This is a genomic window from Lysinibacillus odysseyi 34hs-1 = NBRC 100172, assembly GCF_001591965.1.
Lineage (GTDB): Bacteria > Bacillota > Bacilli > Bacillales_A > Planococcaceae > Lysinibacillus_B > Lysinibacillus_B odysseyi.
The window spans coordinates 196,139-218,284 of record NZ_BCVX01000006.1; the positions used below are offsets into that span (position 1 = coordinate 196,139).

At 42.3% G+C, this 22,146-nt stretch carries 24 protein-coding genes; 13 read left to right on the forward strand and 11 right to left on the reverse strand.

The genetic code is table 11. The features are described from left to right. The first annotated feature begins 92 nt into the window (after positions 1 to 92). Positions 93 to 233 (forward strand): hypothetical protein, encoded by a 141-nt coding sequence (locus BOD01S_RS22955; protein ID WP_156117021.1) that lies wholly within the window; start codon positions 93 to 95, stop codon positions 231 to 233. A gap of 114 nt (positions 234 to 347) precedes the next feature. Here BOD01S_RS22955 and BOD01S_RS11695 read toward each other — a convergent pair whose 3' ends face one another. After that, positions 348 to 890: a GNAT family N-acetyltransferase gene (locus BOD01S_RS11695; RefSeq protein ID WP_036153690.1), complete on the reverse strand. Its 543-nt coding sequence runs from the start codon at positions 888 to 890 to the stop codon at positions 348 to 350. Positions 891 to 1,069: 179 nt separating this feature from the next. Between BOD01S_RS11695 and BOD01S_RS11700 the strand changes: the two genes are divergently transcribed. The 6 genes from BOD01S_RS11700 (at position 1,070) to BOD01S_RS11725 (ending at position 5,982) form a co-directional block, all read left to right on the forward strand. Then, positions 1,070 to 1,882 carry an MBL fold metallo-hydrolase gene (locus tag BOD01S_RS11700; protein ID WP_036153688.1) on the forward strand — a complete coding sequence of 271 codons (813 nt, stop codon included), beginning with the start codon at positions 1,070 to 1,072 and terminating at the stop codon, positions 1,880 to 1,882. A 161-nt stretch (positions 1,883 to 2,043) separates the two neighbouring features. Beyond that, positions 2,044 to 2,826 carry an MBL fold metallo-hydrolase gene (locus BOD01S_RS11705; protein WP_036153686.1) on the forward strand — a complete coding sequence of 261 codons (783 nt, stop codon included), beginning with the start codon at positions 2,044 to 2,046 and terminating at the stop codon, positions 2,824 to 2,826. A 111-nt stretch (positions 2,827 to 2,937) separates the two neighbouring features. Then, positions 2,938 to 3,903, forward strand: coding sequence for a S66 family peptidase (locus BOD01S_RS11710; RefSeq protein ID WP_036153685.1), 966 nt, complete (start codon positions 2,938 to 2,940; stop codon positions 3,901 to 3,903). 176 nt (positions 3,904 to 4,079) lie between these two features. Further along, positions 4,080 to 4,466, forward strand: a complete 387-nt coding sequence (locus BOD01S_RS11715; RefSeq protein ID WP_036153683.1) for a KGG domain-containing protein — start codon at positions 4,080 to 4,082, stop codon at positions 4,464 to 4,466. A 315-nt stretch (positions 4,467 to 4,781) separates the two neighbouring features. Further along, positions 4,782 to 5,339: a hypothetical protein gene (locus BOD01S_RS11720; RefSeq protein WP_036153681.1), complete on the forward strand. Its 558-nt coding sequence runs from the start codon at positions 4,782 to 4,784 to the stop codon at positions 5,337 to 5,339. Between the two features lie 358 nt (positions 5,340 to 5,697). Then, on the forward strand, positions 5,698 to 5,982 hold the full coding sequence (locus tag BOD01S_RS11725; RefSeq protein ID WP_036153679.1) for a hypothetical protein: 285 nt from the start codon (positions 5,698 to 5,700) through the stop codon (positions 5,980 to 5,982). A 71-nt stretch (positions 5,983 to 6,053) separates the two neighbouring features. On the opposite strand, the gene BOD01S_RS11730 is transcribed toward BOD01S_RS11725, so the two are convergent. After that, positions 6,054 to 7,430: an aminotransferase-like domain-containing protein gene (locus BOD01S_RS11730; protein WP_036153677.1), complete on the reverse strand. Its 1,377-nt coding sequence runs from the start codon at positions 7,428 to 7,430 to the stop codon at positions 6,054 to 6,056. Between the two features lie 158 nt (positions 7,431 to 7,588). On the opposite strand from BOD01S_RS11730, the gene BOD01S_RS11735 reads away from it, so the two are divergent. Beyond that, a complete protein-coding gene (locus tag BOD01S_RS11735; RefSeq protein WP_036153675.1) occupies positions 7,589 to 8,491 on the forward strand; it encodes a DMT family transporter in 903 nt (300 codons plus the stop codon). 259 nt (positions 8,492 to 8,750) lie between these two features. On the opposite strand, the gene BOD01S_RS11740 is transcribed toward BOD01S_RS11735, so the two are convergent. The 5 genes from BOD01S_RS11740 to BOD01S_RS11760 all read right to left on the reverse strand — a co-directional run bounded on the left by BOD01S_RS11740 (position 8,751) and on the right by BOD01S_RS11760 (position 12,184). Next, complete coding sequence (locus tag BOD01S_RS11740) at positions 8,751 to 9,281, reverse strand: GNAT family N-acetyltransferase (RefSeq protein WP_052124796.1); 531 nt, start codon at positions 9,279 to 9,281, stop codon at positions 8,751 to 8,753. A gap of 164 nt (positions 9,282 to 9,445) precedes the next feature. Next, a complete protein-coding gene (locus tag BOD01S_RS11745; protein WP_036153672.1) occupies positions 9,446 to 10,063 on the reverse strand; it encodes an ABC-2 transporter permease in 618 nt (205 codons plus the stop codon). After that, positions 10,056 to 10,925, reverse strand: a complete 870-nt coding sequence (locus BOD01S_RS11750) for an ABC transporter ATP-binding protein (RefSeq protein ID WP_036153670.1) — start codon at positions 10,923 to 10,925, stop codon at positions 10,056 to 10,058. The genes BOD01S_RS11745 and BOD01S_RS11750 overlap by 8 nt, the downstream gene beginning before the upstream one ends. After that, on the reverse strand, positions 10,925 to 11,302 hold the full coding sequence (locus BOD01S_RS11755) for a GntR family transcriptional regulator (RefSeq protein WP_036153668.1): 378 nt from the start codon (positions 11,300 to 11,302) through the stop codon (positions 10,925 to 10,927). Before BOD01S_RS11755 ends, BOD01S_RS11750 begins: the two co-directional genes overlap by 1 nt. 327 nt (positions 11,303 to 11,629) lie before the next feature. Beyond that, complete coding sequence (locus BOD01S_RS11760; protein ID WP_036153666.1) at positions 11,630 to 12,184, reverse strand: HPP family protein; 555 nt, start codon at positions 12,182 to 12,184, stop codon at positions 11,630 to 11,632. A gap of 390 nt (positions 12,185 to 12,574) precedes the next feature. Between BOD01S_RS11760 and BOD01S_RS11765 the strand changes: the two genes are divergently transcribed. Next, positions 12,575 to 13,045, forward strand: a complete 471-nt coding sequence (locus BOD01S_RS11765; protein WP_036153664.1) for a DinB family protein — start codon at positions 12,575 to 12,577, stop codon at positions 13,043 to 13,045. 109 nt (positions 13,046 to 13,154) lie between these two features. Here BOD01S_RS11765 and BOD01S_RS11770 read toward each other — a convergent pair whose 3' ends face one another. Beyond that, positions 13,155 to 13,412 (reverse strand): hypothetical protein, encoded by a 258-nt coding sequence (locus tag BOD01S_RS11770; RefSeq protein ID WP_036153662.1) that lies wholly within the window; start codon positions 13,410 to 13,412, stop codon positions 13,155 to 13,157. 245 nt (positions 13,413 to 13,657) lie between these two features. Between BOD01S_RS11770 and BOD01S_RS11775 the strand changes: the two genes are divergently transcribed. Both BOD01S_RS11775 and BOD01S_RS11780 read left to right on the forward strand, forming a co-directional pair. Beyond that, positions 13,658 to 14,074: a MarR family winged helix-turn-helix transcriptional regulator gene (locus BOD01S_RS11775; protein ID WP_169804321.1), complete on the forward strand. Its 417-nt coding sequence runs from the start codon at positions 13,658 to 13,660 to the stop codon at positions 14,072 to 14,074. Continuing rightward, entirely contained in the window at positions 14,074 to 15,267 is a 1,194-nt protein-coding gene (locus BOD01S_RS11780) for an MFS transporter (protein WP_036153658.1), read from the forward strand. The genes BOD01S_RS11775 and BOD01S_RS11780 overlap by 1 nt, the downstream gene beginning before the upstream one ends. A gap of 328 nt (positions 15,268 to 15,595) precedes the next feature. On the opposite strand, the gene cydS is transcribed toward BOD01S_RS11780, so the two are convergent. The 3 genes from cydS to BOD01S_RS11790 are packed head-to-tail and all read right to left on the reverse strand — an operon-like array spanning position 15,596 to position 18,080. Then, entirely contained in the window at positions 15,596 to 15,715 is a 120-nt protein-coding gene (gene cydS, locus BOD01S_RS23985) for a cytochrome bd oxidase small subunit CydS (protein WP_407655999.1), read from the reverse strand. A gap of 11 nt (positions 15,716 to 15,726) precedes the next feature. Next, the gene (locus BOD01S_RS11785) at positions 15,727 to 16,752 is read right to left on the reverse strand and encodes a cytochrome d ubiquinol oxidase subunit II (RefSeq protein WP_036153656.1); all 1,026 of its coding nucleotides are present in this window, start codon (positions 16,750 to 16,752) and stop codon (positions 15,727 to 15,729) included. Next, positions 16,743 to 18,080, reverse strand: a complete 1,338-nt coding sequence (locus BOD01S_RS11790) for a cytochrome ubiquinol oxidase subunit I (RefSeq protein ID WP_036153654.1) — start codon at positions 18,078 to 18,080, stop codon at positions 16,743 to 16,745. Before BOD01S_RS11790 ends, BOD01S_RS11785 begins: the two co-directional genes overlap by 10 nt. Before the next feature lie 278 nt (positions 18,081 to 18,358). Here BOD01S_RS11790 and cydD point away from each other — a divergent pair, with 278 nt between their 5' ends. Both cydD and cydC read left to right on the forward strand, forming a co-directional pair. Continuing rightward, entirely contained in the window at positions 18,359 to 20,095 is a 1,737-nt protein-coding gene (cydD, locus tag BOD01S_RS11795) for a thiol reductant ABC exporter subunit CydD (RefSeq protein WP_052124795.1), read from the forward strand. Then, positions 20,064 to 21,728 (forward strand): thiol reductant ABC exporter subunit CydC, encoded by a 1,665-nt coding sequence (cydC, locus tag BOD01S_RS11800; protein ID WP_036153652.1) that lies wholly within the window; start codon positions 20,064 to 20,066, stop codon positions 21,726 to 21,728. Before cydD ends, cydC begins: the two co-directional genes overlap by 32 nt. The last annotated feature ends 418 nt before the right edge of the window (positions 21,729 to 22,146 follow it).

A 22,146-nucleotide genomic window follows, 5' to 3' on the forward strand; every position in this document is an offset into this window, starting at 1 on the left:
TAGAAAAGAGGAAAGAATTTTTTTACTATAGCGACAATTACTATTTTAAAAATTTTCTGAATATTGTAAAATAGAGGCAGGAGGTGAGGGATATGACATTTCATATCTATCTAAAGCAAGTAATCAGTACCTACCCTTATACGTATGAAGCATCCTCTGAAAATGATGATGCCTACCTACGTGAAGAACAGTGCACCTGTACATTAGACAACTTTGACGACAATGATTTTTAAGAGGAGAGCAAATGAACAGTATCGTAAATGAAGCGGAATATGATCGAAGAGAAACAGCTTCCATCGTATTCCGTTTTTTTGTTTGTAAATCCTCTATTCATTTATAAAAGATGGTTACGAAGGCCAATGTTCATCTGTAATAGCATACATTTTTACATCTCGATGACTCCCCTTCATATATAAAGCCTTCCGGAGAGTTCCTTCATAAATCATACCGCATTTTTCCATGACCCGTGAGGATCCGGTGTTTTCCACAACACATCTGGCCTGCACACGCACGAGCTGAAGTTCTTTAAACCCAAAATCAATCACCTTTTTCGCTGCCTCTGTAACAATGCCTTTATTCCAATATTCTTCCGCCAGTACATAGCCGATTTCCCCTACTTTATTGTGCTGGTGGATCATAACATAATCAATTGTCCCGATGAATTTCCCTTCATATTCAATACCCCAATGATAAAAAGGATGCATCTTATATGTTTCCAGCGCCATCTCAATAAACTCTTTTGAATCCTCCAACGTTTCATGCGTATTCCATAACACATATTTTGTCACGTTTTCATTTGATCCATATGTAAACATAGCTTCCGCATCATCCAGTGTTACTGCTCGAAGTTTCAGCCGTTCGGTTGTTAAAACCGGTAAGCTCCATTCCATCTTCCTTTCCCCCTCTATACTTATTCCACCGTATTTAAACGGATTGATATGTTATATTACACAAACGGCGATAAAATTCCTCGTTTTAGCAGGAAAAACTTCCCTGTTTACCAAATGAATAGGTGTTCATTTTCCCGAACGCTTGTTATACTAGAAAAAAGCGCGAAGGAGAGATTGCGATGATAAAAGTAGAAAAAAGCAGTGAAATCAAAAAGGAAAACGATGTGTTGATGGCTAAATGTACAGCCAATGTTCCTGGAAGTCCAATGAGTGTCTACAGTTTTAATATTGATGGCATTCTAATTGACACGGGCTCCAGCTCTTTACTTGAAGAGTTCAAACCGTATTTTCATGAAGCCGATTTTGATGCTGTCTATATCACCCACTTTCATGAGGATCACACAGGAAATGCAGCCTATCTGCAAAAGGAACTGGATATCCCGGTCTTCATCCACTCGTCTTCTGCTTCCTTTACGCCAAAACCTTTCCAGATTCCTATCTACCGCCAGGTCGTTTGGGGAAATTCCGCTCCTTTTTCTTCTACAGCGTTAGGGGAAACATTCACCTCACGCAATCACACATGGGATGTCATTGAAACTCCCGGTCATACAAAGGATCATGTAGCCTTTTACAACCGTGATATAGGTGCCATGTTTACCGGGGATTTGTTTATATCACCAAAAGTAAAGGTAGTACTTGCAGAGGAGAATATACTTAATACACGGGCTTCACTGAAAAAACTATTAGCCTATGATTTTGAGGATATGTACTGCTGCCATGCAGGTTATGTGAAGGAAGGAAAAAAGCTGCTTCAGCTTAAAATAGAGTATATTGATGAATTGGAAAATAAGGTACTTACGTTGGCCAAGCAAGGGAAGGATGTCCATGAAATTACAGCTGAACTGTTCCCTACACCTTACCCAATCATCTCCATTTCCCATACAGAATGGTCACCTGTTCATATGGTACGCGTTATATTAAACAGGGGGTAAAACCGAGTACAGAAACAACTACCTTTTGTAAGTCACCACTGCTTCCCGGGGTAAAGAGTACCGGAGAATGTAAAATTATTAATACAATAGAGGCTTTTAATAAAAATAGCCGACTGTTTATCGTAGAATGGAATTATCTCTTAATAGTAAGGACTGATTCGATGAAATTAATTCCACTTGGTGTTGGAGGAGCTTTTACAGAGCGCTTCTATCACAATAACTACATCGCGGAAATCGGCACAAAGAGGCTGCTGATTGATGCAGGCACGACACTCCGGGAAAGTATGAAAAAAGCTGGCTATACCTATACGGACATTGATGCTGTCTGGATTTCCCATCTGCATTTTGACCATGTCGGAGGGCTTGAAGAGCTTGTGATGCAGCGGTTCTGGCAATTTACAGACGGACAGCATACCCCGGGGAAAACGCCTGTTTTAGTTCATGAGAAAATCTATCCCCAGCTTCGTAAGCTGCTTTCCGCTGCTCTTGACAACCAGGGCCGTACTGTCGATGATTTTTGTGATTTTACTATCGTAAGCGATAAGGAGGTCATTGATTTAGAAGGGTTAGAGCTGCAGATTTTTGATACGACAGACTGTCATGCAAATGGCTTGGTCAGTTCGGGCCTTCTCATTAATGGACCACTCGGCAATGTCCTGTTTCCAAGTGATGTAAAAGATTTGCGTAAAGCCAATCTATTGCGCTTTATCAATGAAGAAACGCTTGCCATCTTTCAGGATACGAGCTTTACATTTAACGGTGTACATGCCCAGTTTAAAGATGTACTCGCCTATTACCCGAAGGAATATCATCATCTGATTTATGCGATGCATTATAACGATAATATAGAGGATTATATACCTGAAATGGAGAAGGCCGGCATCCAATATGTAACGGAAAGAACGGCTATTCTGCTTCCCTTATCCCCTGCTACACCCGAATAACGCCAGACGTTATTCGGTTTTTTATTTTCTCTGGACAGAAGGCAAAGCCCCTATTATAATGAACAGTCAAAAGGAAAATTTTTCTTATTTTCCGATAAAGGGGATACTTTTATGATAACACCTAAAAAACTCCAGCCTGGTGATGAGATCCGTGTCATCGCCCCAAGCCGTAACGCTTCTATTCTTTCGAAGGAAGGCATCGAATTAGCAAAAGAACGTTTGGAGCGCCTTGGTTTTCATGTCAGCTTCGGCAATTATATTTTCGAGGACGACCTTCAGCATTCTTCTTCTATTGAACATCGTATAGAGGATTTACATGCAGCCTTTGCTGACCCGCATGTTAAAGCCATCTTGACTGTGATCGGCGGCTTTAACAGCAATGAACTGCTCCCTTATCTTGACTATGAGCTCATCCGTAACAATCCAAAAATATTCTGCGGCTACAGTGATATTACAGCAATTGCTACTGCTATTACAGCTCGCTGCGGTTTCGTTACCTATTCGGGCCCGCACTTTTCAAGCTTTCAAATGGAAAAGGCTCAGGATTATCAAACAAGTGCCTTTTTATCTGCGGTTACAGAAGAATCTCCTTACATGCTTGCTGCTTCTTCCGAATGGAGTGATGATGCTTGGTATGCAGATGAGGTAAATCGAAACTTCGAGGAAACAGAATGGAAGGTCTATAATGAAGGAACAGCTGAAGGAACGATTTGGGGAGGTAATCTATGTACGCTAAATCTTCTCCAGGGAACCGCTTATATGCCAGAGCTAACGGATGGCATTCTTTTTGTTGAAGATGATTATATGGTGACACCAGAATTATTTGCCCGGGACCTAACCTCCCTCCTGCAGGCATGCCGGTCTATGAAAGCACTCGTTATAGGAAGATTCCAGCGTCAGTCCAATATGACAGAAGAGCAGCTGCATTTTATTTTAGACAAACATCCTGCCCTGAAAACTATTCCCGTTCTTTATAATGTAGATTTTGGGCATACCCAGCCGATCTTTACCTTCCCTATCGGCGGATTCGGAACGGTTAATACAGGCACAAAGACAATTAATATTACTAAATCATAAGTGAAATAAAATTGTAATATTTCCCTGAAAACCCTAGTATTGATGCGCTTTTTACCCATGTAAATGACATGCCTTTGTCAAAAGATTTGGAGAAGGATGTTTACTCTATCATCTCCTGGGAATATAACTTGTAAGCTTAACCTTATAAGCTAATAATCATTTAGGAGGAATTACAAATGGCTAACAAACGCAATAACAACAACAACGAAAACATGACAGTTCAAGAAGCAGGTCGTAAAGGCGGAGAAGCTACCTCCAATAATCATGGTCGCGAGTTTTATGAAGAGATTGGCCGCAAAGGCGGAGAAGCTACTTCACAAACTCACGACAAAGAGTTTTACCAAGAAATCGGCCGTAAAGGTGGAGAAGCTACTGCTGAAAACCACGGTCAAGAATTCTATGAGGAAATCGGCCGTAAAGGCGGAGAAGCTACTCAAAACAACAACAACAATGGCGGCAACAACAGTGGCAGCAACGGCGGTAAAATGAGCCGTGAGGAAGCGGGTCGTAAAGGCGGAGAAGCAAGCAGCCGCAGCCGTTCAAACAACAAAAACAACGACTAAAATAACAAAGCACCAACAATCATACTAATTACTGTATGAGTGCACCTAGTTACAAGATTCCAGCGATTCCACTATAGTACGATACTAGTAAGCACACTAAAAAACACGTCAATCGAAAAGAGGCGTTTGCAGATGTTGATACAGCTGCAAATGCCTCTTTTTCTTTATGGCGTTTTTTGTAGCCTCTCTTCCCTTTCCCTCGAAATCAAAATAGTTGAAAAGTCTCAAATTATGGTATATATTTAATCAGCTTTCATATATTATTTACTAATATAATAATTTATTTTAGATATAGAGGGAGAAACGAGAGACTACATGCAAGACAACTATAAAGAAAAAGACCTTCGTCAACTGATCCTTTCGACTATAGAAGCCGTTGGTATGAACACCGAGCTGAAAAAGGATGAGTGCGGTATTAATATGAGCTATAACTTTATCGGTGACTATGTAGGATATGATAAAAAACGGCTGGTGGATGCTTGGAAGGAAATGCAGGCGGATATCCCGTTTGAGCAATATGTGAAAACACTGACAATGCATGAACTCGGTCATGCAATAGACCGGGAAGCATTACAGGCATCTTTGGAGCGGACACTTGAAATACTAGATATGAAAAACAGCCATTGCCCAAGAGAGCTTTATACTAATATTGATCTTTTATCTGTATTGCTTGAAGAACAGAAAATGGATATTACATTTGAAGAAACTGCCTGGCGCAATGCAAAATATTTAAACGAAGCAGCAGGCCTTGTCGATGACTTTACGTTTGAATTCATCAAAAAGCACAGCTTGGCGACATATAAAGATTTATATGAAGAAGATTTAGCGTTATACAATAAGCTTGCGGAAGAACGTACTCTGCAGCCGGTGTAAAAAGCCTGTTTTTTTATACTAAAATACTAACTAAACGAAAAGGGAGGATAATGGTGTTACCCCGCCATTATCCTCCCTTTATTCTATGTATCCTTATTGTGGCCTTACCGCACAGCTTACTATATGGATATTACTATCTTTCCTCCTCCCCTTTTCTTATTTATATTCCTTCCTATTGATAATGACCATTCTCTGCTCGTCCTTCATATACTAGAAGAAGGTATTTATTCCTCATCTATACAGAAGAATGAGTATCTTCAAGCATATGCTACTGTATTTTGACTAGACAGCTGATGAGTTAATGTGAACAAAATTATAAATATCCATGGAAGTTTCATAACTAAGGGAGGAAAGAGACATGCTAAATAAAGCATTGAGAATGGTGTTGCTGACTGGTATCTTTCTAAGCGGAATTGGCATATTACTCATATTTTTAAGCCCTGAGCTGGGAATGAGTTTAACAGAAAACTGGCTGCGTAACGTCGGAAGTGCAGAAACAGATCTTTACCATCTTATTGTCAAACATTATATAATGGCTTTTTTGATCATAGGGGGCATTTTTTTGTCGATAGGATTGACGACCTCCATCTATTGCTTCTATAAATCACGTCTGTTAGCCCTAGAGAAGCACCGCAGCTTCTAAAAATGCCGAGCGCCCTTCTCCGAATTGGAAAAGGGCGCTTGTTAACTGAAAGCTCCTTTACAATACCCCTGCTAAAAGAGCAGTAGATTTCTTGGCTTAATATAGTTTCTCCTACTGCTTAACATAGCAATACACTTCGCCAGCTCCTCTACCCCCTGCCTGATTTGGTGCTCCTTCACCTGTGAGATGCTTAACCGAAGAAGATTTTCCTTTTTATATTCAGGCAAAAACATCCTGGAGGCATCATCAACTAATATGTTCTTTTCGTTTAATAGGTGAACAATCTGCTTTGCTGTTACATTCCCTGGCAGGCTGACGGAAAGGTAGAAGCCTGAAGGCGGTTTAGAAAAATAAGTATCACTAGGTAGCAGACATTCACATGCTTCTTGAAGAATATGCATTTTTGTATAGTATACCTCTTTGATCTTTTTAAGATGACTCGTAAACATGCCGCTTTTTAAATAGATTTCCAGCGCACCTTGAGAAAGGGCAGGACTATTAAAGTCAGCGCTGAATTTATACCGCAGGAAATTTGAAACCATCAGCGAAGGCAAGACAATTGTAGCTATCCTCAACCCTGGCAAAAAAATCTTTGAGAAGCTTTTAATATAAATTACTCTGCCTGAAGGGGCAAAAGAAAATAAAGGATCTGATTTTGTATCGGTGTCAAGATCTCCTAAAAAATCATCCTCGACAATATATACATCGTATTTTTCAGCCAGCTCCACGATTTTTTTCTTTTCACTATTTGTATAGCAATGCCCCAGAGGATTGTGAAATCTTGGAATGATGTAGAAAAACTTTATATCATTATTTCGGAAAATATACTCGAGACGTTCCAGATCAATCCCCTTCATCGATAATTCAATGCCGAATGTAGTAGCCTGCTGCAGCTTGAGGGATTCGATGAATCCGAAATAAGTAGGCTGCTCAATAAGAATATTGTTCTTGCCATTTGGAAACGGCATGGAGGCTAATAGATGAAGAGCCTGCTGGGAGCCGGAAACAACGACTACCCTTTCAGGCACGGTAAATACCTGTAAGTTCTGCAGATATCTAGCTACCTGCACACGCAATGAGTAGAGACCTTGCTGATCAGAATATGTAAACAGCTCCTCCTTATATTGTTCAATTGCCTTGTTCATACAATGCTGAAACTCTATATAAGGCATCACATTTCTATCAGGTCCAGCTGAGAGAAAATCAATTACGGCCGATTCATCCGTTTCCAGCTGCCATTCATTCACCACAAAGTAACCGCTCTTTGGAACAGAATAAATCAAATGTTCCTTTTCCAATTCCTCGTATGCTTTAATAACCGTATTTTTACTGCAAGATAAATGGTCAGACAGCTGGCGAACTGAAGGAAGCCTACTTCCTGCAACAAGCGATTTGCTTGCCAGACGCTGCTTAATCTCCTCCATAATTTCGATATATTTCGGACGCATACACTTCTTCCCTTCAACTGTACTGGTACAAATGGTGAAAACTATGATTTTTTTCATCGTCTGTTCCAATTATTATATTCATTATATCAGGGCTGTTTATTCTGAAAAGAAAAAATGGCATAGATATACAACAACAAAAGAAAAGACGGGTGAATGAGATGCAAAAAGAATCCAGAGAGAAGCTCGGATTATTGCTGGGGTTAGTAGGTGTCATTTGTTTTAGTTTAACGCTTCCTTCAACCAGTGTGGCAGTAGAATATTTTGGGACGACGGTCGTAGGGCTGGGAAGAACAGTAGTTGCTGCTATTTTAGTGACGGTTGTATTAATTGTCCGAAAGGAAAAGCTGCCCAATTCCAGGCAATTCAAAAGTCTGCTTATTGTTGCTTTTGGTGCAGTGTTAGGATTTCCTATCCTTACCTCCTGGGCGATGGAATCCTTGCCTGTTTCCCATGGCGCTGTCGTATTAGCCTTGCTGCCATTAGCTACAGCCGGATTTGCCTTTTTCAGGGCCGGTGAGATTCCTTCGCTTAAATTCTGGCTTGCAAGCATCATCGGCTCTTCAGCGGTCATTGCCTACGCTTTTCATCTGGGATTTGGCGGGTTACAATTGGCGGATTTGGCTTTATTGGCAGCCGTTGTGATCCTCGGACTCAGCTATGCAGAAGGCGGAAAATTAGCCGAGGAAATAGGCAGCTGGCAGGTCATTGCCTGGGCAGTCATTATCGGTGCTCCATTTTTTGTTATTCCGGTGGGGATGAGCGTGTCGACAGAAATGCTCCACGCGCCGCCACAGGCTTGGATCAGCTTCCTTTACCTCGCCATTGTCAGTCAATTCTTGGCATATGTCGCCTGGTACAGCGGCATGGCGATGGGCGGCATCGCACGAGTCAGCCAAATCCAGTACCTTCAGCCGTTTTTAATGATTATGTTTGCCACAGCTTTTCTTGGTGAATCCATCTCGCTGTTTACCATCGGTGCCGCCGTGATTGTTGTCCTATCAGTGATCATAGGAAAAAATGCGGGCGTTTCAAAGAAAGCTGCCCTTCCCGAAAAGAGCTGATTTTCTGGAAGATATAAATAATCAAAAATCCCCCATGCAGATTTTTCAATCTGTATGAGGGACTATTTCAAAAATCGTATTTTTTCGCTATTGGTTTGGATTAAAGTCTGATTAATTTCTGCCTAGTACTTTTAAAAAAATCGTGACCGATTGTAGTATAAATATTATCCCTTTGCTAAGACAGAGTAAACAAAATCATTATTTCCTTCTGGATATTTATGTTTATTATAGGTCGAGACATTGAGGGTTTACATTTTTTTCATTTGTCCTGTTCTACTAGGGAGTTCGTTATTTCCTTACTTAGGTTTCTAATCGCCAACATCGAATTATCTTGAATGATACCTGTTTCTACGAAATCAAATGAAGCGTATAATGTTTTAGCTTTGACATTGCTTGTATGATAAAAGAGAGTTACATATTCTGCTTCTCCATCTGGCATAGTTTCAATATCCATTAGCATTTTTTCAAAAGCAAGCTTGCCATATCCTTTTCCCTGGCAACCCTTTTCAATCATCATATGCCAAATAAAATAACTCTTCTTGCCATAAAAAACTTCATTTTTAAATGTTTCATGATCCAACGTATCATAAATATACATCAAAAATCCAACTACAGCTTCATCGGTATAAATGGCAAGAGGAGTCGCTGGTATCCCGTCTGCATTCAGCATATGAGCGTCTGCAAAGCTTCTGAGATTAGTAGTTTGTATGAAGTCTTCCTGGTTTTCTTCCACTTCAAGTGCTATTACTGCTTCTATGTTATCCCCGGTTATCTTTCGTAATTCAATCATTTTTTATCCCCTCTCCCCTAAGACAAGCCACTTCCGCACAGGGCCTAAAACATCCGCATTATCATTTTTCTAATCCCCAAAATAGGATGCACAAAATATTCATCAATACTAACTCGTTCTCCCCTGTGATGTCTAATCCTTGTTACGCAAAATGGCCTGTTGTTTTAAAAAACCTTCCGTTCATAAATGCGCATCGATAGCAGCCAAGAAGCGCTGTATAACAATAAAATAACAAGAGCAGTGAATGAATATAGCTGTAGCTCAGGCAAACTGGCCAGCCATTGGAAGACTTTATCAAATTGTTCATTGAAAATCTGCATTACGATTCTGAATGCGAAGACAGCAACAACGAACAAAACCATTGCGCCAATCATTAAATATTGCTGTTTGAATTTATAGAAAAAAGGAAAGATGATGGACAGAAAAGCCATTATAAGACCAAAAGTATGCAGTATATCCTTCCATGAAAAAGAGAGTTCCATCCCGTTTATAATAAAACCCCCTCCCATAATCACCCCAATGAATAATCCCGTAAATACAAGGGCACCGAGGTATTTCGAAATGACAATCTGCTTTCTCGTATATGGCAGGGAGTTCAGCAAAATATTGATATTATCTTTTTCATCATAATAGAAAGCGTTCATAATGAACGAGATGCTTGTAATAAACGCCAACCACCATAAGGGAACCCCATCCTCCCAGAAGCAAAGTATAATAATGCCTAGATAAATAGGTATTTGCCTCTTTTGAATAAGTATATCTTTCCATATCAAATTAACCATTTAAGCGCCCCCCTTTTTTCGTATAATACATAATATCTTCGAGTGTTGGCTTTTCCAGCACGACCGATTCCCCAAATAGACTTTCGATACGTTCTTTGTTCCCTGTCAATCCTTCAAAGCCTATATTCGATTTCTGCACCGCGACGAATTCCTGCTCCGTATCCGCATCGAGTAAGTCGAGCGGCCCCTTGACGATCGCATAGTCCTCCTGAATTTTATAAAATTCCTTCGTAAACACATGCTCGCCGTCATTTAAAAAGATGATATAATCCGCAATCCGATCAAGATCGGTCGTAATATGAGTTGAAAAGAATATCGTTTTATCCCCGTCCTGCATGAGCTCATGCAAAATATTCAGCAATTCCCGGCGAAATACCGGATCAAGTCCTGAAGTCGGTTCATCCATAATAATGAGCTCTGCTTGATGGGAAAGTGCAATGGCGAGTGACGCCTTCATTTTCATTCCTTTTGAAAAGGTTTTGATTTTTTTATTAAGGGGCAGCTCAAACTGATTTATATATTTCTGAAAGATGGCATCATCCCATTGCTGGTAGGCAGGCCGGATAATTTTCTTCATATCTTTTAGTGTCAGGTTTTCGTAAAATATATTCTCATCATAGACAAAGCCAATTCGTTCTTTAATGGCTCTCTCATTTGTTTCATGCGTAAGTCCGAATACCGAAATAGAGCCGCTGTCCTGCTTTAATAAATTCATAATTAACTTAATCGTTGTGGATTTCCCTGCTCCATTCCCCCCGATAAACCCTGTAACAAAGCCCTTTTTCACGGCAATGGAGAGATCCTTCACCTGAAACCCTTTAAATGATTTCGTAACGTTCTGTAATTCAATGACATTTTCCATCATTCTTCCTCCGAATATAATAATGTAAGCATTTCCTTTAGTTCGGCCAATCCAATGCCCATATCCTTGCTGTTTTCGATTGCTTCCACTAGCTTTTCTTCGATAACCTTCATCTTTCTCTCCTTAATCATTTCCGTATTTTGCTCAGAGACAAAGGACCCTTTTCCGACAATGGAATAAATAAATCCGTTTTTCTCCAGCTCTTCATAGGCGCGTTTTGTAGTGATGACGCTAATCTGCAAATCTTTCGCCAGCTGCCGCATGGAAGGAAGCGCCTGCCCTTCCTGTAGATCACCTGTCAAAATCTGCTTTTTGATTTGTGATGTAATCTGCTCGTAGATCGGCTCCTTGGAACTGTTGGAAATAATAATTTGCATGCAAAGACCTCTTTTTAATATTGTATATACACTTTATATACAATATATACACACCTTCCATTTTTATCAACTCTTTTTTGAAAAAAATTAAAAATAAAAAAGCAAAGGTTTTTTAAACCCTTGCTTTTACGATGTATTCGAAATACGTATGAAACTACTGCAGCTATATAGCCATCCAGCATGATGCCGCGCTTCCCGTCCTATTCTTCGCATGGAGGGAGACACCTTCTAACAGAGGCTTTACTAGCAGACTAACCGTAATTGTAATACCTCCTGCTGTTATGTTTATTTCACCAGTCTTCTTTTTTTACAACCCGTTATGTATGGTTACCACCAAAACAATGGATAATGCCGGTTTTGCCGGATATTGTTCAAAATGACCGCATACAGGATGATGACAAATGCCCCGACGATCACCGGAGCAAACAGATAGTGCCAGTCATAACCGCCAAGCATAATGATAATAGGATTACCTCCTCCCGGTGGATGGACAGTCTTTGTTAACATCATCAGGAAAATAGCAAGGGCTACTGCCGCGCTGATCGCAAGAGGATGAGAACCAAATAACTCGTAAAAAGAAATGCCGACCAGCCCTGAAAGAGCATGTCCTCCAATTATATTACGCGGCTGCGAAAATGGGGCGTTCCAGGCGCCAAAAACAAGTACACAGCTTGCTCCAAGTGAGGCTATAAGCCACGGAGTCCCCGTCATATATGTCAATAGCAGCAATGTCCCAATCCCGATAAATCCGCCTACCGCTGCTGTTAAAGCATCCGCCATATTAGTACGGTGGCTCACGGCTAAGTGCTGCCCTCTCATTTTTATGAAATATTCCTGCCACCAGCTGTTTCTAATCTGCTGGTGCTGGTCTACTTTTTCCAAATTATCATCCCCTTAAAAACTGTAGAGTAAATAGATGTTTACTAGTATAGCAATTCTTCAATACGTGAGGAAGAGCTGAGACATAGATTAACGAAATAAATGATAAAATATATTGGTTTACTTGTATAATTGAGGTAACAAGGTTCTTTACTAGTAAGCTGGAAATGACAAACTAATTTTGTCACGAGTTGATTGAAGCGGCGGCTGGCGACTCTTTGGGGATAAGCACGTGTGGAAAATCCAATGGTTTCGGGGATAGATTCCAGAAACCATTTAGTTGGAGCCGTGCCCCCGCAGAAAGCGTCCAGCCAGAATGGAAATCAACTCCAGGTTACGGTGATGAACCAATAATAAGCATTTTAACCAATCTACTAGACGGAGGATTTATATATGAACCCTTACTGTGCCGGATGTCTGCATCAAATTGAAGTAGCCTTACAAAAAACACTGGATATTATGCAGTTCCTTAAAGATGAGGATCTCTCCTTTCGGCCAACGCCAGGTAAAATGTCTATTCAAGAGCTTTTGGCGCATATCGCTACCATCTGCAAGACAGATTACTATATTTCACTTGGCTACAGCGAGAAAGAGATGACAGATATTTATGAGGAAATCCAATTAGCATCACTGGAGAAAATGAAAACTGAAATGAAGACATCCTTTGCCATGCTTAAACAAGCCTATGAGCACTATACGGACGAAGAGCTCCAGCAGTCTGTCACTTCTTATTGGGGAGTCAGCTATACGCGTTTTGAATGGCTGGTAGAAATAACAGCCCATATTTACCATCACCGCGGTCAATTACATACGGTGCTCACACATTGCTACGGGAAAGACTACAACCTAGCGCTATTCGAATAGGCAACCTTTTCTCAAAGACAGACATCCTTCCGTAAACAAAACGGAAGGATGCCGGGTTAGAAGTACATTGCATGCTGCTGCCCGCTCATCATGACCGGCTTGCGGCTCTTTATACCGCTGCCTTTTTAATGCTTGCAAGCTTCAAAATCAGCCATGTGACGACGGCTACTACTATAATAGAAGCAAGCGACGCCCAGAGCGGAAATATTGTACCGAATACTAGTTCATCTTGTAGGAACTTCCCGTTGGCCTTTGAAAAATCCGGAACATACAGAAGCGTCTTTATATATCCCCGTCCCAGTAAAGCGACAGCATACAGAAAATGAAGCAACAGTGATATGAGCAAAGCGCGGATGATTCGTTTCATGAGGAAGCTCCCCTTTCTTGTATTTTATCCTACTATTATATAGACGTATGAAGCTATAGGAAAAATTCATTTATTTTTATTTTCCCTCTTTTTTACTGCTCCATTGAACATTTTTTCACGATTAAGACGTGAACTTTCTTGAATAGTCTTTTGCCTTCAAAAATATGCCCGTTCTTCCCGTGACAAATTGTTCACAATTTGGTTTAATAGTTAGGTAACCTAACTAATTAAAAGGAGCGAGTATGTTGAAAGTATTTTTACAAATCCACCGCTTTCACCGAAACTATATGGCCCGGTTAACAACAATGCTTGTTCCGCATAAGCTGACACCCGGTAACTGGTCGCTTTTGCAGTTTCTGCATGCTCATGAAATTGCCACAAGCAGTCAGCTTGCTGCCCACTGGGATGTGGAAAAACCAACCGTATCAAGCAATGTAAAGCAAATGCTTGCGCTTGAGTTAATTGCTGTTGTTCCTGGAGAGGATAAACGGGAGAAAAACCTTGTGTTAACTGCAAAAGGTATGGCGTTGTATGAAAGCCTCTCTGAAGAGGTTCTTACAATGCAGGAGAGCATTTTGCGTGATATCCCTCCAGTTGTCCGCACACAAATGGAGCAGGTGCTTACGGTTATGGAAGATTCTTTAAAGGAGGCACGTTCGTAATGCAAGAAAAAATTTGGACGAAGGATTTTATTATTGTTTCCTTCATTAACTTTATGGCGATTTTGATGTTTTATCTGCTCATGGTGACAATCGCCTCTTATGCAATTGATAAATATGATGTATCGACAAGCACAGCCGGTTTAGTATCAAGTATTTTTATTATTGGATCATTATTTGGCCGTCTTGGAGCAGGGCGAAGCATCAGCAAGCTCGGTCCTTCAAAAATGCTATGGATTGGACTGATACTCTTTTTCATCACTTCATGTCTGTACTTCCTTGAAGCGGGTGTTGGTGTACTGCTGATCGTGCGTCTTGCACAAGGTGTTGCCGTTGGTACGATCGGAACAGCGACTGGTACGATTGTCGCTTATTTACTGCCAGCCTCACGTAAAGGAGAAGGAATTGGCTATTTTAGTTTGAGTGCCATTTTGGCAACAGCTGTTGGACCATTTTTAGGTATTTTCATGATGAAGCTTGAAAATGGCTTTATGACTATTTTTACGATGAATGTCGTATTATCAATCCTTATCCTGATCGGCTTCTTCTTTGTGAAACTGAATTTACCCGTTACGAAAAAGACAGCTGCACAGGAGGAAGAGACATCCTTTATTTCTAAATTCATTGAGCCAAAGGCAGTACCGATTTCCTTTATTGCCTTAATCGTCGGCTTCGCATACTCAGGGATCATGTCATTTATCTCCTTCTTTGCGAAGGAAATTAATTTAGTGGAAGCATCCAGCTACTTCTTCCTCGTGTATGCTGCCGTTATTATTTTCTCCCGCCCTTATACAGGCAAGCTGCTGGATTCTAAGGGAGCCAATATTATTGTTTATCCATGTATTGCCCTATTTGCGGTCGGCATGCTGCTATTCAGCCAGGCAAGTGCCGGATGGATGCTGCTAGTAGCCGCGGCTCTTATCGGCTTTGGCTACGGAAATTTCAACTCGATTGCGCAGGCTGTCGCTGTCAAAGTAACAGAACCACACCGCTTCGGGCTGGCAACATCCACTTACTTTATTTTGTATGATTTAGGGCTTGGCATTGGGCCGTTTTTACTCGGCTTTGTAGAGCCATACACAACATACCGAATGATCTTCCTAGCGATGGTTCCGGTCATCGTCATTTGCCTGCCGCTCTACTATGTGCTTTACGGCAAAAAAGAAGCCATGCAAAAGAAGAATGCGGCTGTATAAGTTTGTGCTATAAAAAAGGTGTCCGAAAATGACTTCGGACACCTTTTATCTTTTACTGGACGCTCATATGAATGGACAAATTTCGAGTTATAGACAGTTTCCTTGCGTTTATAGACAAACCTGTCGTATTAATAGACAATTCGCCCGCATTAATAGACATTTCTCTCGTACTAATAGACATTCTTTACGTTATAGACAGTTTCCTCGCACTAATAGACATTTCTGTCGTATTCATAGACAATTTGCTCATGTTATTAGACAATCCACATGCGTTAATAGACATTCCGCGTGTTATAGGCCAGTTGCCTTTCCTTAATACGCCCTTTTCCTACCGGCCATTGCCCTTTTCATCGTCAATCCACTCTGTTCTTGTAGACACGACAAAAGCAGCAATTATAGAAAGGACAATAATGATAAATGGGGCTTGAAATATAAGAAAATCAGTCATTGAATCACTCCTTATACATGTGTCTCGTCTTTTCCGGATACATAATCTTTTGTAAAGAATAGGCGGAACACAAGATACAGCGATGGCAGCAACAGCGCAAATCCAAGTAAGAAGACAACGATAAGCGAGACGGCCATTGCTTCATTTGTAAAGCTATCGTAAATCGTCAAATGCGGGTACAGTAAATACGGATAGTGCGATGCCCCGTATGCAAAGAATGCCACAGCAAACTGCACAATAAGCAAAATGACGGCCAGTCCGTAGTTGCGTCTTTTCCCGATCAGCAAAATCGTTATGACAAACAGAATACCGGAGATGAGGAACAGCCACCACAGATCAAGAATATTATCATAGTGCCAATTGCCGAGCGACTTCAGCTCGATAATAATACCGAGGGCACTAATAATAAGCGGGGCTGCCCAAATGAGTGCATACGTCCGCATCAGTTCACTTGCGCTTGTATCTCTCGCCCGCCATGCGTACCATGTTAAAAAGACAGCCGAAATATAAAGAACGGCAACAACACTTAAAACAACGATCGACCAGGACAGCGGGCTTTTCAGCAGCGCCATTAAATCAAGCCGCGGATTACCGTTTACAATGTTAATAAAACCACCCTCTGAAATGGCCAGCACGACAGATAGAGAAGCCGGCAGGAAGAGGCCGGAAATCCCGTATGCCATTGCATAACCTTTATGCCCGCTCGCTCCGCTGTAGGCCTCAAATGCATAATAGCTTCCCCGTACGGCAAGCAAGACAAGGGCAATGGACGCAGGCACAATCAATACCGTTCCGTAGTAATAGGCGGTTTGCGGGAAGAACCCGACAATCCCTACAAAAAAGAATACGAAAAAGACATTCGTAATTTCCCAAACGGGCGATAAATAACGTTTTATAATTTTTGACAGAATGTGATTTTTTCCTCGGACAAGGCTATAGGCATTAAAGAATCCCGCGCCATAATCAATAGAAGCGATGATCACATAGCCGAACAGGAAGAGCCATAACACGGATATCCCGAGTACTTCTAATGCCATGTGCCGCCACCTCCATGTCTTGATGATAATTCCTTCTCTACCGGATTGTTTCTAAACATCCGGTGCAGTACAACCGCACAGCCTACCCCGAGAATCAAATAGACGACAGCGAACATGATGAATATATATTCCAATCCCGTAGCGGTCGTCGCTCCCTCCTCTGTTCTCATGATGTGGTACAGTATCCATGGCTGGCGCCCCTGTTCTGCGAGCCACCAGCCTGCTTCAATGGCAATGACGGCTAGCGGACCTCCGAGGACAATCAGCCACCTGAATGGCTTAGATTCAACCCAGCGCCACTTGCGCCATTTCCCAAATACGTACGCGAGCGATACAAAAATCAGCAGCATGCCGATGAACACCATAATATTGAAATAGTAATGGTTAATGAGTGAAGGCCATTCATCCTTTGGGAACTCATTTAACCCTGTCACCTCTGCATCGAAACTCCCATGCGCTAGGTAGCTCAGCATTTTGGGAATACGGATCGCATACTCGACTTTCTCCCCATCTGTAAGACCGAGAAGAATGAGTTCCGCCCCTTCCTCCGTTTCGAAGTGCCACTCCGCTGCTGCCAGTTTCTCCGGTTGATATTCGGCTAAATATTTCGCCGAGAAATCTCCCAAAAAAGCGGAAGCAAGAGAAAAAATTAACCCTAATTTCATCGTTAAATACAGTGCTTTTTTGTGGTACACATGGTTTTCCCCACGCAGCATTTTATACGCCGCAATCGCAGCAAATATAAAGGCGACCGTCATATAGCCTGTCGCAAGCACATGGGTTACCTTTGTCGGCATCGCAGGAGTGAATATAGCAATAATAGGATGGATATCAATCAATTGACCATTTTCCATGTTGAAGCCCTGCGGTGAATTCATAAAGGAGTTGACGATTGTAATGAAGAGCGCTGATGCAGTGGCGCCTATCATTACAGGTATAAGCAGCAGCATGTGGTGCTTTGGATTTTTAAACCGGTCCCATGTATATAAGTAAATGCCCAAAAAGATTGCTTCAAAGAAAAAAGCAAATGTTTCCATGAATAGCGGCAATGCAATAACCTGACCTGCAAGCTCCATAAATTGCGGCCATAACAGCGATAATTGAAGACCGATAATTGTTCCGGTTACGACCCCGACCGCAACAGTAATTGTATATCCCCTCGCCCACCGCCGCGCTAAGAGCGTATAATGTGAGTCATTTTTCCGGTAACCGACATACTGTGCGATTAATATGAAAAGCGGTACCCCGACACCGAGCGTTGCAAAAATAATATGAAAGGATAGGGTTAATTCTGTCAGTGCCCGACTCCAGAAGACTGACGTCTCCATACGTATTCACTCCTAACGTATCTCGTTATATTCATTACGACTTGGCGTAATTGTAACTGAATCTGATGTTACGCCTCGTTCTACGGAAGGCAGATTAGTCAGCCTTTGTCGGATGGTATGACGACTTCAGACTAACTTTCTTTGCAGCATTGTACTTCCGCATCTGTTACATCTTCTCTACAACATGCCCGAATAGGATGTGACATTAAACCATATTCATTCTATAAAAAGGATTAAAAGTATGAATTTTTGGAAATGCCATAAATAGAAGGGAGTCGATGTCTTTGCAAATACTCCGCATGTGGACATTACATAACAAAAGTGTGCTTATTTTGATTATCATATTGTCCTTATTACAAAGCGGCAGCATCATTTTGCAGGCGGTAGGCATTGTTAAAACAGTAGACCTCGTGTTCATCCAGAATGCTGCTTTTTCTGCGGTATTCCCTTATTTATGGATGCTGGCTGTTGCTATTATTGTCCGGCTCTCCACACAGCTGCTTATTGCAAGGCTAGGAGGTCGGCTGGCTGCCTCTATAAAAATGAGGGCACGCACAGATCTGCTCGAGCATTGGTCCGCGCATGCATTTACAGTGCAAGGCGCACGGCAGACCGGCAGCAACGTTACACTGTTTACCGACACCGTTGATGAACTCGAAAGCTACTACCGGGAGTATATTCCACAGGTAATCAAAACAACAGTTATTCCGCTTGCCGTGCTCGTTGCTGTATTTCTGACACATCCGGCAAGTGCTTTGATCATGGTGATTACTGCCCCTTTTATTCCGCTTACTTATATCATCATCGGTATGCAGACAAAGGCAAAATCAGAAGAGCAGCTTGTCGAGATGAACCGCTTTTCAGGGAAGTTTCTTGACCTGCTTCAGGGGCTGCAATCGTTGAGACTGTTCGGTCAAAGCCAAAAACAGCGCATGTTGCTGGCACATAATAATGAAAGTTTTATGAACGCCACATTGGCCGTATTAAAAATCGCTTTTGCCTCTACGCTGTTTATAGAACTGATCACAACGCTCGGTATAGGTCTCGTTGCTCTTGAGATCGGGTTTCGGATGATTGTCTTTGAAACGCTTGCCTTTGCCCCTGCTTTTCTTGTGCTGACGCTTGCACCGGAGTTTTACAATGCACTAAAAGAACTCGGTGCTGCCTTCCATACAGGGCGCGGCAGCCTGGGAGCCGCTTCTTTACTGGAAGAAACACTGAAGGAGCCTGCCGTTCCGGTACAGTGGGGAGAAAAGCAGGTTTCTTTAAAGCAAAGCCTATCCTTACAGAAGGCGGTATTTTCCTATAAGGATGGACCTGCCATCGGACCGCTATCCATAAGCGCCCGTGTTGGAAAGACAACTGCCATTATCGGACCGACCGGGCACGGGAAGACAACAGCCCTCCATATGCTTGCCGGCATGGTCGAGCTGCAATCCGGGACCGTTCTTATTGATGGCGTTAGCCGAAAAGAAATCAGTGAGGAAGCTTGGTATAACGAGATGACATATATTGCCCAGCACTCCTATGTGTTTGCCGGCACACTTCGGGATAATATTTGTATGGGACAATCTTGCTCTGATGAAAAGGTTATTAATGCATTAAAGGAAGCACAGCTGCTTGACTGGTTTTATTCTTTGCCGGCTGGGCTGGAGACACATATCGGGGAAGCGGGACGCGGCTTATCCGGCGGAGAAAAACAGCGGGTGGCATTGGCCCGGGCCTTTTTAAAGAAGCCGTCCATCGTCTTTTTCGATGAACCGACGGCGGGCCTTGATGTGCTGACAGAAAAGCTGCTGACTATGGCGATTAAACAGCTTAGCAAAGAAGCTACCGTTGTCATCGTAGCGCATCGCTTTGAAAGCATCGGACATGCTGACTATATTTATATACTGGAAAATGGCCTCATTACTGCCTGCGGGACACATAGCGAACTTGCGGAGCACCCGTTCTATCAATTCATGAGGCAAGGGGGAATGCCGGATGCAGATACTGCTCCATATGATTTGGCGTGAAAAACGCGATGTAATCCTATCGATGACTGCGGGTTTTCTCAGCGGCTTAACGGCTGTCGCCTTATTTGCCCAAAGCGGATTTCTTATTTCAAAGGCCGCTCTTATGCCGCCGTTTTATATTATTTTAATTTTAACGGCATTTTTAAAGCTTTTCGGTGTGGTAAAGTCTACAAGCAAATATGCAGAACGCTATATATCACACCGCGTTACCTTTCGTCTTTTGAGTGATATCCGCATGCGTTTTTTCACCAAGCTTGAACCGCATGCCAACACATTGTTCTCCACTTACCGAAGCGGGGATTTGCTAAAACGGATTACAAGCGATGTGGAAGTGCTGCAAAACTTTTTCTTGCGGGTTGTTTATCCCCCGCTTATTACTTTGCTTGTATTTATCGTAACGATTCTCTTTACACTTTTTTTTTCCGGATGGCTGGCATTCGTATTATTGCTCGGCTTTCTTCTTACCACACTTGTCATACCAGCCGCCCTCGTCCATAAAGAAAAAGCACCAGCCCTTACAAAACAGCAGCTGACAACTGAACTGACCGAATTTCTCTACGGCTTTCGCGACCTGCAGCTCCATCACCAGGTACAAAAAAAGCAGCAGGCAATAAACAGCATCAGCACTGCCTATACCGAAGAACGCAGACAGGAGGAAAATGAAAAGCAGCTTGCTCATACGTGGAACCAGGCGATTGCCCTTTTTACTAGCCTTTTTGTTGTTTTACTCGGTGCCTATTTTGTCACTAACGATTCACTGGACGGTCTGTACTTGGCAATGCTTATCCTTATTTCTCTCACCGTTTTTGAGATCGCTATCCCAATGGCAAATGTCCCCTCCTATTTATACGAAGCACGCACTGCCATGAATAGGCTTGAGGAAATCACAGAAGTGGCGAAGGAACGAGAGGAAAAGCTGCAAATGGCTGCACATTATTCGTTCACATGCCGCCATGTGTCATTTTTTTATCCAGGGATGGACCGCCCTGCACTGGAGGACGTGTCCTTTGATCTCCATCCTGCTGAAAAAATCGCCATCATCGGTCCAAGCGGCTCAGGGAAATCTACCTTATTTCAGCTCCTTATCAAGGCATTGCAGCCATCAGCAGGCAGCATCTTAATCAACGGCCAGGATCTTGCGGAAGTACAGGAAGAATCATTATGGCAGAAAATGAGCATTCAGCTGCAGCATAATCATTTCTTCTCCGGCACTATACGCGACAACCTGCAGATAGCAAAACAGGACGCAGCAGATTCCGAACTTGCTCAGATACTAGCAAAGGTCCAAATACCGAAATCCCTTGATGACGTTGTATATGAAAAAGGAGAGAATCTGTCTGGAGGCGAAAAGCAGCGTCTTGCCTTTGCCCGGGTACTGCTCCGGGATGGTCCCCTTTGGCTGCTTGATGAACCGTTTACGAGCATCGATGAACGTACAGCCGCCAAACTGCACACGCAACTACTTGCAGCAGAAGAAAGGACCGTTATCGTGATTACACACAAGCTGCAGGGACTAGAGAGTTTCGACCGTATCCTTGTCATGCAGGACGGCAGACTGCAGGAAAACGGTACATTTGAGGAACTGATGGCGCGTAAGGGGCTTTTTTATCAAATGAAGCAGCAGCAGAAATAGCAATCAGCCGGAGGGTCTATTTATGATGAAGCAGGGATTTTCGATTAACGCTGGGTTGTCTATTTTGAAGCAGATAATGCTGATTAAGTGCAGATTGTCTATTACTTGAGCAAAAATGCCTATTATGAAGCAATTATTGTCTATTACCCCAGAAAGACGCAGGGAGTTTATACAGTGTCAGTAAAAAAGGGTCCCGGCGGATTGCCCTTTCCGTTAGGATACTTTTTTTGCTGGCTGCAGCTTATTAGTAAGCCTTGATTTCACAGCAAAAGTACTGCCTCCTATACCGTAAGCACAGGCTGGTGGACTTTATCTTACATATAATCCGGTATGTAATATAGGATTTATCTACGGGTTCTCTTCTGTCAGTTTGGTTCCTTTGTCGCTCATCCATTTTGGGTAAAAGTGCTAAAATTGA